Origin of the sequence: Pseudomonas sp. Rh2, from assembly GCF_040762985.1 — a bacterium.
Lineage (GTDB): Bacteria > Pseudomonadota > Gammaproteobacteria > Pseudomonadales > Pseudomonadaceae > Aquipseudomonas > Aquipseudomonas taiwanensis.
In genome coordinates this window covers 1,139,504-1,153,600 of the sequence record NZ_CP142890.1, presented here as the reverse complement: position 1 = coordinate 1,153,600, position 14,097 = coordinate 1,139,504, and the positions used below count along the sequence as shown (strand labels likewise).

The window sequence follows — 14,097 nt, the reverse complement described above, 5'->3', positions numbered from 1 at the left end:
GCCGCAGCTGTTCAGATTTTATCCAAATCCATCTTTATCCGGTCACCGAGAGCGGGTATCATGCCAACCCTTTTTCGGACTCCAATGATTCGGCCCCACAACAGGGAACACCTATGTCGGCGGTACGCATCGGCCCTTATACACTGCGAAACAACCTGATCCTTGCTCCTATGGCCGGGGTTACGGACCAACCTTTCCGCACACTTTGCAAGCGCTTGGGCGCAGGCATGGTGGTATCGGAAATGGTGACCAGCGACATGAGCCTGTGGAACAGCCGCAAGTCCAGCCTGCGCCGCATCCATGAAGGCGATCCCGAGCCTCGCTCGGTCCAGATCGCCGGGGGTGACGCGCAGATGATGGCAGCGGCGGCCCGGGCCAACGTCGAAGCTGGCGCCCAGATCATCGACATCAACATGGGCTGCCCGGCAAAAAAAGTCTGCAACAAAGCCGCAGGCTCTGCTTTATTGAGAGATGAAGCCTTGGTCAGCGAGATCCTCCACGCCGTAGTCGGTGCAGTGGATGTCCCGGTGACGCTGAAAATTCGCACGGGTTGGGACCGGGCGAGCAAGAACGGCCTGAACGTGGCGAAAATCGCCGAGCAGGCCGGCATCCAGGCGCTGGCGGTACATGGCCGCACACGCGCCGACCTGTATACCGGCGAAGCCGAATACGACACCATCGCTGCCATCAAGCAGGCGGTGTCGATCCCGGTTTTCGCCAACGGCGATATCACTTCGCCAGAAAAGGCCCGGGCGGTGTTGGACGCCACCGGCGTCGACGGCCTGTTGATTGGCCGGGCTGCCCAAGGGCGGCCTTGGATCTTTCGCGAGATCGAGCATTACCTGAGGACTGGCCAGCAGTTGCCAGCCCCCACGCTGGACGAAGTGGAACGCATCCTGCTGGAGCACCTGGCCGCGCTGCATGCCTTCTATGGCGATGTAATGGGCGTACGTATCGCCCGCAAGCACGTCGGCTGGTACCTGGCAACAAGACCCGGTGGCAAGGAGTTTCGCTCCCGGTTCAACGCTTTGGAAGACACACAAGCGCAGTGCGCCAACGTTCGCGCCTTTTTCAGCGAGCGTCGACAGAGCCTTGAGACAGAGGACGGACAAGGGGTGGCCGCATGACGATGATGACCGAGACATTAGTGAGTGGAACAACGCCCGTGAGCGACAACGCCAACCTCAAACAGCACCTCAACACGCCGAGCGAAGAGGGCCAGACCCTTCGCGACAGCGTCGAGAAGGCGCTGCACAACTACTTCGCCCACCTGGAAGGCGCTACCGTTACGGACGTGTACAACCTGGTGCTCTCTGAAGTCGAGGCGCCCCTGCTCGAATGCGTGATGAACTACGTCAAGGGCAACCAGACCAAGGCCAGCGAGATGCTCGGACTCAACCGTGGCACCCTGCGCAAGAAGCTCAAGCAGTACGACTTGTTGTAAAGCCAGAATCCCAATCAGAAAAGGCGGCCTCTGCAAAGGGACGCCTTTTTTGCTGACTCCACCGCGTTATTGGAACCCGAAATGACCGACCAGACTACCCGCCTGCCAGTCCGCCGCGCCCTGATCAGCGTCTCCGACAAGACCGGTATCCTCGAATTCGCCCGTGAGCTGCAACAGCTCGGTGTCGAGATCCTGTCCACCGGCGGCACCTACAAGCTGCTCAAGGACAACGGCGTGAACGCGGTGGAAGTGGCCGACTACACCGGCTTCGCCGAAATGATGGATGGCCGGGTCAAGACCCTGCACCCGAAAATCCACGGCGGCATCCTGGGCCGCCGCGGCATCGACGATGCCATCATGAACGAGCACGGCATCAAGCCGATCGACCTGGTCGCCGTCAACCTGTACCCGTTCGAAGCCACCATCGCCAAGCCGGGCTGTGACCTGCCAACCGCCATCGAGAACATCGACATCGGTGGTCCAACCATGGTCCGTTCGGCCGCCAAGAACCACAAGGACGTGGCCATCGTGGTCAACGCCAGCGACTACGCCAGCGTCCTTGAGAACCTCAAGGCCGGTGGCCTGACCTACGCCCAGCGCTTCGACCTGATGCTCAAGGCCTTCGAACACACCGCCGCCTACGACGGCATGATCGCCAACTACATGGGCACCATCGACCAGGCCAAAGAGACCCTGAGCACCGAAGGCCGCAGCGAATTCCCGCGCACCTTCAACAGCCAGTTCGTCAAGGCCCAGGAAATGCGCTACGGCGAGAACCCACACCAGAGCGCGGCGTTCTACGTCGAGGCCAAGAAAGGCGAGGCCAGCGTTTCCACCGCCCTCCAACTGCAGGGTAAGGAGCTGTCGTTCAACAACGTGGCCGACACCGATGCCGCGCTGGAGTGCGTGAAGAGCTTCGTCAAGCCAGCCTGCGTCATCGTCAAGCACGCCAACCCATGCGGCGTGGCCGTCGTCCCTGAAAACGAAGGCGGCATCCGCAAGGCCTATGACCTGGCCTACGCCACCGACACCGAGTCGGCCTTCGGCGGTATCATCGCCTTCAACCGCGAGCTGGACGGCGAAACCGCCAAAGCCATCGTCGACCGTCAGTTCGTCGAAGTGATCATCGCGCCGAAAATTTCCCAGGCCGCCCGTGAAGTGGTTGCCGCCAAGCAGAACGTGCGTCTGCTGGAGTGTGGCGAGTGGCCTGCCGAGCGCGCCGCCGGTTGGGACTTCAAGCGCGTCAACGGTGGCCTGCTGGTGCAGAGCCGCGATATCGGCATGATCACCGCCGATGACCTGAAGATCGTCACCAAGCGCGCCCCGACCGAGCAGGAAATCCATGACCTGGTGTTTGCCTGGAAAGTGGCCAAGTTCGTCAAGTCCAACGCCATCGTCTACGCCAAGCAGCGTCAGACCATCGGTGTCGGTGCTGGCCAGATGAGCCGCGTGAACTCCGCCCGTATCGCCGCCATCAAAGCGGAGCATGCCGGCTTGCAGGTTCAGGGTGCGGTCATGGCATCGGATGCGTTCTTCCCGTTCCGTGATGGCATCGACAATGCGGCTAAAGTGGGTATCAGCGCCGTGATCCAACCCGGTGGCTCGATGCGTGATGCCGAGGTGATTGCTGCTGCTGACGAAGCCGGCATCGCGATGGTCTTCACCGGCATGCGCCACTTCCGCCACTGATTTACGGCAATCGGCCGCACTGAAGCAGGTATCTGCTGTGTTGGGGCCGGTTCCGCTGATGCTCATTGCCAGAAGGCAACTACGCTCATCGGAACCGGCTTCGCCTTGCATCCACCTGCTTTACTGCGACCTCGCAAAGCGAGAGGCAAGCACTCTCGTTCGACAGATTTCGAGGTTTTGACATGAAAGTTTTGATCATCGGCAGCGGCGGCCGTGAGCACGCCCTGGCCTGGAAAGTCGCCCAGGACCCACGCGTCGAGAAAGTCTTCGTTGCCCCAGGCAACGCTGGCACCGCCATCGAAGCCAAGTGCGAGAACGTCGCCATCGACGTCTGTGCCCTGGAGCAATTGGCCGATTTCGCCGAGAAGAACGTCGACCTGACCATCGTCGGTCCTGAAGCACCGCTGGTTATCGGTGTGGTCGATCTGTTCCGCAGCCGTGGGCTGGACTGCTTCGGCCCGACCAAGGGCGCGGCCCAGCTCGAAGGCTCCAAGGCCTTCACCAAGGACTTCCTCGCCCGTCACAAGATTCCGACCGCCGACTACCAGAACTTCACCGAGATCGAGCCTGCCCTGGCCTATCTGAAGGAGAAGGGTGCGCCAATCGTGATCAAGGCCGACGGCCTGGCTGCAGGCAAAGGCGTGATCGTCGCCATGACCCTGGAAGAAGCCGAAGCCGCCGTGCGTGACATGCTGGCCGGCAACGCCTTCGGCGACGCGGGTTCGCGCGTGGTGATCGAAGAGTTCCTCGACGGCGAGGAAGCCAGCTTCATCGTCATGGTCGACGGCCAGAACGTGCTGCCAATGGCCACCAGCCAGGACCACAAGCGCGTCGGCGACAAGGACACCGGCCCGAACACTGGCGGCATGGGTGCCTACTCCCCTGCCCCGGTGGTCACTGCCGAGGTGCACCAGCGTGTGATGGAGCAGGTGATCTGGCCGACCGTGCGGGGCATGGCCGAGGAAGGCAACGTCTACACTGGCTTCCTGTACGCAGGCCTGATGATCGACAAAGCGGGCAACCCCAAGGTCATCGAGTTCAACTGCCGCTTCGGCGACCCGGAAACCCAACCGGTCATGCTGCGCCTGGAGTCGAGCCTGGTGCTGCTGGTCGAGGCCGCCTTCGCCAAGGCCCTGGACAAGGTCGAGGCCCAGTGGGACCCGCGCCCGAGCCTGGGCGTGGTGCTGGCAGCAGGCGGTTACCCAGGCGACTACGCCAAGGGCGACGTGATCAGCGGCCTGGAAGCAGCGGCCAAGATCGAAGGCAAGGTGTTCCACGCCGGTACTTCGCTCAAGGATGGCCAAGTGGTGACCAACGGTGGCCGCGTGCTCTGCGCCACGGCGATGGGCAGCACGGTTGCCGACGCTCAGCAGCAGGCTTACCGCCTGGCCAAGGAAATCAGCTGGAACGGTAGCTTCTACCGGACCGACATCGGCTACCGGGCCATTGCCCGCGAGCGCGGTGAGCACCAGCAGTAAGCATTACCGAATCGCCGTGGTGCCCTGCGCCCACGGCCTTCGGCTCGTCGACAGGCTCTGGCCAAGGCCTTGCCTTCGACTTGGCGCGCCGCGCATAGTTAATACCCGGCACATCAGCTAAGAAGGGATTTCGTCGTGCGTCGGCTTCGGATTGCCACAGCCCTGATCGTCAGCTTGCTGACCTTGCTCTGCCTGCTTCCGGCTTCGGCCGAACAAGGCGGAGGCTGGTCGGTTCTGCTCGATGAACAGGCCAACCTGCAATTGAGCGATGTGCGCTCCGATCGCTACCGCAGCCAGTTCAGCCCCATCGCCCTCGGCGACCTGGATGCCGCGCCCGCGGAACAGGCCCTGTGGCTGCACTACCGGCTGGAGCCTGGCGACCAGGAACAACTGCTGCGGGTGTTCGCCCCGGACCTCTCACGCCTCGACCTCTACGCCCTCGACGGCGACCAATTACTCCGTCAGCTGCACCATGGCCCCCAGGCCGGCAACGCCAGCCCGACCCTGCGCGGCAGCGACCATGTCTTACCTCTGCCCAACCGCCAGCAGCCGCTGGATATTTACCTGCGCCTGGTCTCCGAGCACCAGCTGCGCCCGGCCATCAGCCTGGAGCCCGCCGCGGTAGCAGCCTCCGACCAGGCTCAGCCCTTGCTGTTCGGCATGCTGTTCGGCGGTTTGGTGATGCTCATCCTGCACAACCTGATCCGCTTCCTCTACACCCGCTCCAGCACCACCCTGGTGCTGGCCCTGTATCACGGCCTGATGCTGCTCAGCGGCCTGATTCTGCTGAACCTCAGCGGCCCATGGTGGCATTTGTGGCATAGCGCGCAGACGCCGGCGGCCTACCTGACCCTGGTCCTGGCAGGGCTGGCCGGGCTGTACTTCACCCAGCATTTCTTTTCCCCCTGCAGCTCGCCACGGCTCAACCGCTTGTTGCAGGGCGAGATACTGGTCACGGCGGTCAGCGGCCTGGTCCTGCTGTTCGTCGATACCCTGCCGCTGAACCTGATGACCTATGCGCTGCTGTCGCTGGGCAGCGTAAGCATGCTGCTGGTGAGCAGCTACCACTGGTACAAGGGTTATGGGCCAGCGCGCCTGTTCAGTCTCGCCATGGTGATCTACAACCTCTGCGGCCTGGTACTGCTTCCGGCACTGCTCGGGCTGACCCGCACCTCGACCCCCTGGCTGCTGTGCATCCTCATGGCCATGACCGTGGCCAGCGGGTTGCTCCTCAACCTGGCCGTCAGCGAACGCCTGCGCCGGATGAGCGAGGAACGCTTCAGCGCCAGCCGCGCGCTGGCTGCCAGCGATGCCGAAATCAATGCCAAGGCCGAGTTCCTGGCCAAGATCAGCCACGAGATCCGCACCCCCATGAACGGCGTGCTGGGCATGACCGAGCTGCTGCTCGGCACGCCGCTGTCGGTCAAGCAGCGCGACTACGTGCAGACCATCCACAGCGCCGGCAACGAACTGCTGACCCTGATCAACGAGATTCTCGACATTTCCAAGCTCGAGTCGCGGCAGATCGAGCTGGACGATGTGCAGTTCGACCTCAATGCCTTGATCGAAGACTGCCTGAACATCTTCAGGGCCAAGGCCGAACAGCAGAACATCGAGCTGATCAGCTTCACCCAGCCGCAGGTGCCACGCGTCATCAGCGGCGACCCGACCCGCCTGCGCCAGGCACTGTCGAGCCTGCTGGAGAATGCCCTGAAGAACACCGACCAGGGCGAGATCCTGCTGGTGGTGGCGCTGGACCAGCGCGGCGAGGCACCACGCTTGCGCATCGCCGTACAGGACAGCGGCGAGCCACTGCCGGCCGCAGAGCGCGAAGCCCTGCTGCAGGCCGAGCTGCACAGTCATCACTTCCTGTCGAGCAACAAGCTGGGCGGCCACCTGGGCCTGGTCATCGCCAAGCAGCTGATCGGCATGATGCAGGGCGAGTTCGGCATCAAGAGCAGCACCAACATGGGTAACACCCTGTGGCTGACCTTGCCGCTGGACCCTTCGCGACTCGAACAACCGCCCACCGACCTCGACGGCCCGCTGCGCGATGCCCGGGTGCTGGTGGTCGACGACAACGACACCTGCCGCAAGGTCCTGGTGCAGCAATGCAGCGCCTGGGGCATGAATGTCAGCGCCGTGCCTTCGGGCAAGGAGGCGCTGGCCCTGCTGCGCACCAAGGCGCACCTGCGCGACTACTTCGACGCTGTGCTGCTGGACCAGAACATGCCTGGCATGACCGGCATGCAGCTGGCCGCCAAGATCAAGGAAGACCCGAGCCTGAACCACGACATCCTGGTGGTGATGCTCACCGGCATCAGCAATGCACCGAGCAAGGTCATTGCCCGCAATGCCGGGGTCAAGCGAATCCTGGCCAAGCCCGTGGCGGGCTACACGCTCAAGACCACCCTGGCCGAGGAACTGGCGCAACGCGGCCGCGAACAGGCCGTGTCCATACCGATGCCCGGCGCGGCGCCAGCACTTGAGCTGCCTCGCGATTTCCGCGTGTTGGTGGCCGAGGACAACAGCATCTCGACCAAGGTGATCCGAGGTATGCTCGGCAAGCTGGACCTGGAGCCAGATACCGCCAGTAACGGCGAAGAAGCCCTGCAAGCCATGAAGGCACAGCGCTACGACCTGGTCTTGATGGACTGCGAGATGCCGGTACTGGACGGGTTCTCCGCGACGCAGCAACTGCGCGCGTGGGAGGCCGCCAACCAACGCCAGCGCACGCCGGTGGTGGCATTGACCGCGCATATTCTGGCCGAGCACAAAGAGCGTGCGCGCCTCGCTGGCATGGACGGGCACATGGCCAAGCCGGTGGAGCTCTCGCAATTGCGCGAGCTGATCCAGTACTGGGCGAACAACCGTGAGGCCCAGGCGGATACTGCGCATACCTCGTGATGTGCAGGGCCTGTCGCGCCTACACGGGCGATGGGGGCGCTGATACACTCCCCACACCCTTCCTGCCATGGACCTTGCCATGCTCCATGAGTTGTTCAGCGTCTACCTGAAGATGCTCGTGCTCTACAGCCCATTCTTCGTGCTGTCGTGCTTTATCGGTCTGACCCGCGGCTATTCCAGCAAGGAACGCAAGCAACTGGCATGGCGCGTGGCCTTCGCCGCGCTGGTCGCCAGCGTGCTGCTGTACCTGTTCGGGCGGGTGATCTTCGGGGTGTTCGGCATCACGGCCGACGCCTTCCGCATCGGCGCCGGCAGTGTGCTGTTCATCTCGGCATTGGGCATGGCCCAGGGCAAGCCGGCGGTGCAGGCCGACAACGTGCAACAAGACGTGACCATCGTGCCACTGACCATCCCCCTGACCGTTGGCCCCGGCACCATCGGTGCCTTGCTGGTGATGGGCGTGGGCCAACCGCATTGGGACGACAAGCTGCTGGCCATCGTCAGCATCGCCCTGGCCAGTTTCACCGTCGGCCTGGTGTTGTACCTCTCCAACAGCATCGAGCGGATTCTGGGTGACCAGGGCTTGCAGATCGTCAGTCGCCTGATGGGGCTGTTCGTCTGCGCCCTTGCGGCACAGATCATCTTTACCGGAATCAAAGGTTATCTGTTGCCCTAGAGCTTCAAGTCCTCGATAAGCTGGCGATCCTTGGACAGCACCCGCGACAAGACCAACTGCTTGTGCTGGTCCCTGAACAAACGCAGGTTGAACCGTATCAATTCGGCACTGTGTGCATGAAGTGCCATTTTCAACTCCCCCTTGGCGAACAAGAGGTTCTTGTAGCTGTCCAGTTCGAGCATCTCCATGTGGAACAGCACCATGTCGTAGACGTCACCCGCTCTGCGCACACAAGGCATCAGCTGAATCTGGGTCTTGTTCTGCTCTCTCATCCGCGTTTCGAAGCGCTTGATCAACGTCGGATCGCGCTGCAATGCCAGGATGGACCGTTCCGCGACAGCCAGGTGCTCCGGCCTACCCACTTGCCCGATTCGCGACAATGCCCGTTCCAGTATCCGCTCTCGGCTTGGGCCTGGGTGTCTTACGATAGGCGCAGGCGTCGCATCCCATCCAAGAAAACACAGTTTGCGCCGGTAGTTGGTAAACCAGTCCAGACACAGCGGTTCCTCCTTCTCCTCCGTCGCCACACGGTGTGCAAAGCGGACCACCAACAGAATGTCCTCTCGCGCCTCACGGCTGACATCGGAAGAAAACGGCATGATGCTGCTTTCGACAACCGTGCCGCATAACGATACAGAGTTCAGGTCAGACATCTTCCAGTACCTCCAGGTCGCATACCGGGCGGGACATCGGAAAGCCAGTCCCGATGTCCCGCCCCGCAAATCAGTCGAGTTTGAGTTCAGCCAGCACTTCACGCGCCTTGGCATCGAGTTTCAGCTCGATCAGTTCGCGGGCATTGTTGTAACGGCGGCGGCTGAAGCTCAGCGAAGCGGCGCAGGCATAGGTCGTGGCGCCACGGTGCTCCCATTTGCCCAGCAGGGTTTCGCCTTTCCTGTCGGGAAGTTCATCGTTCTGCAGGGCGCAGACCAACATGACCACCTCACCACTTTCCGATTGAGCGCACTTGCACAGGCTGATGCTCACCCGGTCGTCTTCACGCGTGCGGGTACCCAGGAGCTTGATGATCTTGCTGTCCTGAAGCGCCTCCATGACGGCGCCACCCAGGTCCTTGAGGCTTTGCCTGATATCGCCGGTCGCCGACCCGTATGCAGACTGAAGCCCCTGGTAGAACAGGTTGCTCATCTCGACGTACGACCCGGACTCCGTAACCTTGTTGACTTCGTACTTGAGTGCCGTCCAACCCGTCGCCCCCATGATCCGCAGGTATTCTTCGAACCAGGCCTCCACCTCCTTGGTGGGGTGATATTTCTTGTTGGCGGCCTGGGTGGCCAGGGCATGGCTGTCGCGACTGGCTTCGCGAACGAGCTCGGTGACGTTGTCGCTGAACACGAACAGGTTTTCGTCGGCGAGCAGTTGAAGTGTCTGTTTCTCGCGGGTGGCGGTCATGTGGCGGATCTCCGTGATAGGGGGGGTGAGCCCTTGCGGCCCACCCACAAACCTACCGATCGCCAGACACCTTGCCCTGCCTGAAATGCTTCCTCGACGGCAGCTGTTCCAACCGCTTACGGTTTGCTGCCGTACCAGCGCGGGGTGTAGGTCCACAGCCCCCCGTCCGCACGCTCGAAGGTGCAGGTGGTGGAGGATCCGATCAATACCATGGTGCGCATGTCGACCATTTCTGGCACCAGTTCGGCCAAAGGTACGACCTTGAGCGTCTGCCCGGGCCTACCAACGTCGCGACCGAGGACTACAGGCGTGTTCCCCTCCCGATGCTGACGCACGATCTCCAGGGCACGCCCCAACTGCCAAGGTCGCGAGCGCGAGATGGGGTTGTAGAACGCCAGGACAAGGTCGGCCTGCGCCGCCAGGTCCAGACGTCGCTCGATGATCGACCAGGGCTTTAGGTTGTCCGACAGTGACATCACGCAGAAGTCGTGCCCCAACGGCGCGCCAGCCTGCGCGGCAGTGGCCAACGAAGCGGACACACCCGGCAGGATCTCCAGGTCCACGCGATGCCAGGCCGGGTCGGTCGATTCGTGCAGGGCTTCCAGTACGGCGGCAGCCATGGCGAATACCCCTGGGTCGCCCGACGACACCACCACCACCGAGCGCCCCTGGGCGGCCAGTTCGAAGGCGTGGCGAGCACGCTGCATCTCTTCGCGGTTGTCGGTGCAATGCAGAATCTGGTCGCCACGGAAGGGGCCGGCCATGCGCACATAGGTCTCGTAGCCAAGCACATCCTGGGCGCGGGCCAGTTCAGCCTTGACCGCGGGAACCATCAATTCGGCGGCGCCAGGCCCCAGTCCTATGACCGCAAGGCGGCCACGGGGGCGGCCGACCCGGGTGACATCCACGGGCGACGGGGCCAACGCGATGACTACACCGCCTTGTTCGATCAGGCGTGCTCCAGGCAAGGCAGCACTCGCCAGGTCCGCCAGGCCGGACACCCTCGGGGCGAAGCGCAGCGCAACGCCGAGCGTCTGCGCGGCCTCATGCAGGGACGGCTCTGCCATGGCCTGCTCGGCCACCAGCAAGCAGGCCAGTGACGGCTCGGCGATGCCCGCGGCACCCAAGGCAGCACGCACCTGCTCGACCAGAGCCGGCCCAACGGACTCGATGGCGACCACTACCGAGCGGGCGTGGATCAGTAATTCATCACGGCTGGCCGGACGCGCCTCGCACCCTACGTGAATGATGCGCTGCGCGGACTCACTGGCCGGCAGCTGAACCTGCGCAAGCCACGGGGCATCGCCTTCGACACGTACCGTCTCGCCGGCCAGCAGGTCCGAAACGAAACGCTTGCCCTGCTCGATGTCCGCCAGCGCATACCCCTCGGGTGGGTTCAACAGGCAGGTGCCGAATCGCAACTCGCCGCTGGTGGTGATCGCCGCAGGCACACCCAGTGCCTCGCCAATCTCGCGGGCCATGACATTGACCCCGGCCAGACCGCCCAGCAGTGGCACCACCGCACTGCCATCCTCGGCGACCGCCAGCACGGGCGGCTCGACGCCTTTCTCCGTGAGCATGCTGGCCAGGCTGCGAATGACGATGCCGGCCGCGCACAGCGCGATGATCGGCGTGTCCTGCTGGTACAAACCACGCAAGGTGTCGCCAAACGACGCATAGCTATGGTCGGTGCCTTCGACCCGCCCGCTCAGGCCATGGATCGCAGCACCTGGGTAAAGCCCCTTGATCCGCTGCGCCGTGGCCAGGCTGCCAGGGCCCAGAACGATGATCGCAGGCGCCTTGTGCATGTTCATCCCTGCCATTTTTCACCCGGCACGATGATCAACGAGAAGTACGGCGACGACTGCGGATCGACCTCATCCAGCGGCACGATCTTCTGATTGGCCATGGTCGCGCGCTCGACATACAGCGCACGACCGTCCAGGCCCAGTTCAGCCAGCACCTCGCGCACCTTGGGGAAGTTGCGGCCAAGCTTCATGATCACCGCTGCGTCGGCGTCGGCCAGGCGGCGCTTGAGCGCTTCGGCCGGCAACACGCCAGACAGCACCGACAGGCTCTGATTGCGGTACACCAGTGGCGCACCCAGCACTGAAGCCCCGCCGAGCATCGAGCACACCCCCGGAATCACTTCGGTGTCGTAGCGGTCGGCCAGTCGGTCGTGCAGATACATGTACGAGCCGTAGAAGAACGGGTCGCCCTCGCAGATCACCGCCACGTCACGGCCGGCATCCAGGTGCTCGGCCACCTGTACGCTGGCTTCGTCGTAGAAATCGCTGATCACCTGCTCGTAGGACAAGGGTGCTGGCAAGGCTTCGGTGGTCACCGGGTACACCAGCGGCAGCAAGGTCTGCTCAGGTTGCAGGTGCGCCTCGATGATGCCGAAGGCATTGCCACGCTTCCCCTTGGCCACGAAGTAGCCAACCACGGGCGACTCGCGCAGCAGGCGCAGCGCCTTGACGGTGATCAGTTCAGGGTCGCCAGGGCCCACGCCCAGGCCCAGCAGACGTCCGCGCGGCGTCATCACTCCACCTCCGTGGCCAGGGCGTTGACCGCGGCGGCGGCCATCGCACTGCCGCCCAGGCGGCCCTGCATGATCACGAACGGCACGCCACGACTGTCGGCGGCAAGCATCGCCTTGGATTCGGCGGCACCGACGAAGCCGACCGGGAAACCGAGGATCAACGCAGGCTTCGGTGCACCAGCGTCGAGCATCTCCAGCAGATAGAACAAGGCGGTCGGCGCGTTGCCGATCACCACCACGCTGCCCTCAAGGTAAGGCCGCCACAGCTCCAGCGCCACGGCAGAGCGGGTATTACCGGCATCCTTGGCCAGGCCCGGCACGCTTGGGTCGCGCAGGGTGCAGATCACCTGGTTGTTGGCCGGCAGGCGCGCACGGGTGATGCCTTCGGCCACCATGTGCGCGTCACACAGGATCGGCGCACCGTTGGCCAGGGCCTGGCGCCCGGCGCGGCCCGCGCCTTCGGAGAACTGCAGGCCATCGATGGCGTCGACCATGCCACAGGCATGAATCACCCGCACGGCGAGCTTTTCGAGATCTGCGGGAATCCGCTCGAGCCGGGCCTCCTCACGGATGATCCGGAAGGAATTGCGATAGATCTCCTGACCATCGCGGATGTAGTCAATCATCAAGGTGCTCCGTCGGCAGGTCGAGCATGGCGCCTGCTTCGTTCAAGGTGAGGTTGGCGGCGCGCAGGGCACCGAAGCCCGGCAGGCGCGCATCGCGCAGGTAAAGGTCATAACGGCCCGGCGAGCGGGCCAGCAGCGTGGCTGGGGCGACGTGGGCCATGGCGCAGGATCGCGGGCAGCCAGACAAATGCACGCTGCCAGGAGCGCCTGGGCGCAACAGCGAGGCCAGGGCAACGGCATCGGCCTTGGTTTCGGCCTGGGCCTTGGCGCAGCCGCTGGCACCGGTGCAGGCGGTGATTCGGGCCAGGGGAGCCTGGCTGTCGCACAACAGGCCGGTGGCTGCGAGCGCCGCCAGCGCCTGATCGCTGCGGTCGGCAGCGATACTGGTCAGCACCAGGCTTTGCCAAGGGCTCATGCGCAGGCTGCCATCGCCCATTTCGCGGGCAACCTCTGCGGCGCCGCGCAGCATGTGGGGTGTCAGTCGCCCCAGCGGCGGTGCAACGCCCAGGGCAATGCCTTGGGCCTGGGGTAGAACGCCCAACCGGGGACTGGCGCGGCCTGTCCGCCTCCAGCTCAGCACGGCGGCATCGTGGCGGATATCCAGTCCGAGCCCATCGATGAACGCCTGGGGCGTGCAGCTTTTCAGCAATTGACGCATACGCGACTGCTCGGGGCTGGCCAGGTCGAGGAAGCGCTCCAGCACGGCACGCACCAGGGCCAAGCCCTGCGCCACCGGCACGGCGCCCAGCACTTGCCCATCGACCAGGCTGCCCGCCAGGCCAAACGCCAACCAGGTGCGATGCTCCAGGCGCACGGCCGACAGCCACAGGTCGTGTGGATGCTCAAGCATGGCCAGGCCCTCGCCGCCATCGAGCTGCACGGCGAACTTGGCGGAGAGCTGATGCAGGCGCGGGGTGCTTTCCAGCATCTGGAGGATCTCCAGCGCCAAGGGCCGCACATCCAGCAACATTGCCGGGTCATGCCCGGCCAGAGGGCTGAGCATGACGTTGCGCACATCGTCGCCAGCGGCCTCGCGCGGGCCGAGCCCGGCAGCCAGCAGGCTGTCGATCAAGCCGCTCGGATCGCGGCCAATGCCGCGAATCTGCAGGTTGCCCCGGTTGGTCGCCTCGATCACACCACCGGCATAACGCTCGGCTGCCGCCGCAACGGCTTCGGCCTGGTCGGCCAGCAGCAGGCCACCGGGCAACTTGATCCGGCAGATTCCACCGTCAAGCGCACTGACGATGCGCCACAACCCCGGACAAGCCGAGGGACGGGGTGAAACTTCGGGGGCGTTGGGCTGCTTCAATGGGGCGTCCGGCAATCTG

Annotated in this window: 12 protein-coding genes; 6 read left to right on the top strand and 6 right to left on the bottom strand. The window is 63.9% G+C overall.

Annotated features, from left to right (window positions below):
• Positions 1 to 113: 113 nt before the first annotated feature.
• From dusB to VXM67_RS05155, 6 genes are all read left to right on the top strand, one after another.
• A complete protein-coding gene (gene dusB, locus VXM67_RS05180; RefSeq protein ID WP_027907988.1) occupies positions 114 to 1,127 on the top strand; it encodes a tRNA dihydrouridine synthase DusB in 1,014 nt (337 codons plus the stop codon).
• Positions 1,124 to 1,444, top strand: a complete 321-nt coding sequence (fis, locus tag VXM67_RS05175; RefSeq protein WP_011535876.1) for a DNA-binding transcriptional regulator Fis — start codon at positions 1,124 to 1,126, stop codon at positions 1,442 to 1,444. The genes dusB and fis overlap by 4 nt, the downstream gene beginning before the upstream one ends.
• An 81-nt stretch (positions 1,445 to 1,525) precedes the next feature.
• Positions 1,526 to 3,133: a bifunctional phosphoribosylaminoimidazolecarboxamide formyltransferase/IMP cyclohydrolase gene (gene purH / locus VXM67_RS05170; protein ID WP_367237531.1), complete on the top strand. Its 1,608-nt coding sequence runs from the start codon at positions 1,526 to 1,528 to the stop codon at positions 3,131 to 3,133.
• A gap of 182 nt (positions 3,134 to 3,315) precedes the next feature.
• Entirely contained in the window at positions 3,316 to 4,611 is a 1,296-nt protein-coding gene (gene purD, locus VXM67_RS05165; protein WP_023378542.1) for a phosphoribosylamine--glycine ligase, read from the top strand.
• A 135-nt stretch (positions 4,612 to 4,746) separates the two neighbouring features.
• Entirely contained in the window at positions 4,747 to 7,518 is a 2,772-nt protein-coding gene (locus VXM67_RS05160; protein WP_023378541.1) for a hybrid sensor histidine kinase/response regulator, read from the top strand.
• 79 nt (positions 7,519 to 7,597) lie between these two features.
• Positions 7,598 to 8,194, top strand: coding sequence for a MarC family protein (locus tag VXM67_RS05155; RefSeq protein WP_023378540.1), 597 nt, complete (start codon positions 7,598 to 7,600; stop codon positions 8,192 to 8,194).
• Here the strand turns inward: VXM67_RS05155 and VXM67_RS05150 are convergent.
• The 6 genes from VXM67_RS05150 to cobG form a co-directional block, all read right to left on the bottom strand.
• Positions 8,191 to 8,847, bottom strand: coding sequence for a hypothetical protein (locus tag VXM67_RS05150; RefSeq protein WP_367237530.1), 657 nt, complete (start codon positions 8,845 to 8,847; stop codon positions 8,191 to 8,193). The genes VXM67_RS05155 and VXM67_RS05150 overlap by 4 nt on opposite strands.
• 70 nt (positions 8,848 to 8,917) lie before the next feature.
• Positions 8,918 to 9,601, bottom strand: a complete 684-nt coding sequence (locus VXM67_RS05145) for a hypothetical protein (RefSeq protein ID WP_023378538.1) — start codon at positions 9,599 to 9,601, stop codon at positions 8,918 to 8,920.
• 116 nt (positions 9,602 to 9,717) lie between these two features.
• Positions 9,718 to 11,424, bottom strand: a complete 1,707-nt coding sequence (gene cobJ / locus VXM67_RS05140; RefSeq protein ID WP_027907985.1) for a precorrin-3B C(17)-methyltransferase — start codon at positions 11,422 to 11,424, stop codon at positions 9,718 to 9,720.
• Positions 11,412 to 12,143 carry a precorrin-2 C(20)-methyltransferase gene (locus tag VXM67_RS05135; protein ID WP_023378536.1) on the bottom strand — a complete coding sequence of 244 codons (732 nt, stop codon included), beginning with the start codon at positions 12,141 to 12,143 and terminating at the stop codon, positions 11,412 to 11,414. Before VXM67_RS05135 ends, cobJ begins: the two co-directional genes overlap by 13 nt.
• Positions 12,143 to 12,769: a precorrin-8X methylmutase gene (locus VXM67_RS05130; RefSeq protein WP_023378535.1), complete on the bottom strand. Its 627-nt coding sequence runs from the start codon at positions 12,767 to 12,769 to the stop codon at positions 12,143 to 12,145. Before VXM67_RS05130 ends, VXM67_RS05135 begins: the two co-directional genes overlap by 1 nt.
• The gene (cobG, locus tag VXM67_RS05125) at positions 12,762 to 14,093 is read right to left on the bottom strand and encodes a precorrin-3B synthase (protein WP_027907984.1); all 1,332 of its coding nucleotides are present in this window, start codon (positions 14,091 to 14,093) and stop codon (positions 12,762 to 12,764) included. The genes VXM67_RS05130 and cobG overlap by 8 nt, the downstream gene beginning before the upstream one ends.
• Positions 14,094 to 14,097 lie beyond the last annotated feature (4 nt).

What these genes read in the sequence shown, in the direction of transcription:
- dusB (WP_027907988.1), top strand. Translation starts at nt 114, where the DNA reads ATGTCGGCGGTACGCATCGGCCCTTATACACTGCGAAACAACCTGATC.
- fis (WP_011535876.1), top strand. Translation starts at nt 1,124, where the DNA reads ATGACGATGATGACCGAGACATTAGTGAGTGGAACAACGCCCGTGAGC.
- purH (WP_367237531.1), top strand. Translation starts at nt 1,526, where the DNA reads ATGACCGACCAGACTACCCGCCTGCCAGTCCGCCGCGCCCTGATCAGC.
- purD (WP_023378542.1), top strand. Translation starts at nt 3,316, where the DNA reads ATGAAAGTTTTGATCATCGGCAGCGGCGGCCGTGAGCACGCCCTGGCC.
- VXM67_RS05155 (WP_023378540.1), top strand. Translation starts at nt 7,598, where the DNA reads ATGCTCCATGAGTTGTTCAGCGTCTACCTGAAGATGCTCGTGCTCTAC.
- VXM67_RS05150 (WP_367237530.1), bottom strand. Translation starts at nt 8,847, where the DNA reads ATGTCTGACCTGAACTCTGTATCGTTATGCGGCACGGTTGTCGAAAGC.
- VXM67_RS05145 (WP_023378538.1), bottom strand. Translation starts at nt 9,601, where the DNA reads ATGACCGCCACCCGCGAGAAACAGACACTTCAACTGCTCGCCGACGAA.
- cobJ (WP_027907985.1), bottom strand. Translation starts at nt 11,424, where the DNA reads ATGGCAGGGATGAACATGCACAAGGCGCCTGCGATCATCGTTCTGGGC.
- VXM67_RS05135 (WP_023378536.1), bottom strand. Translation starts at nt 12,143, where the DNA reads ATGACGCCGCGCGGACGTCTGCTGGGCCTGGGCGTGGGCCCTGGCGAC.
- VXM67_RS05130 (WP_023378535.1), bottom strand. Translation starts at nt 12,769, where the DNA reads ATGATTGACTACATCCGCGATGGTCAGGAGATCTATCGCAATTCCTTC.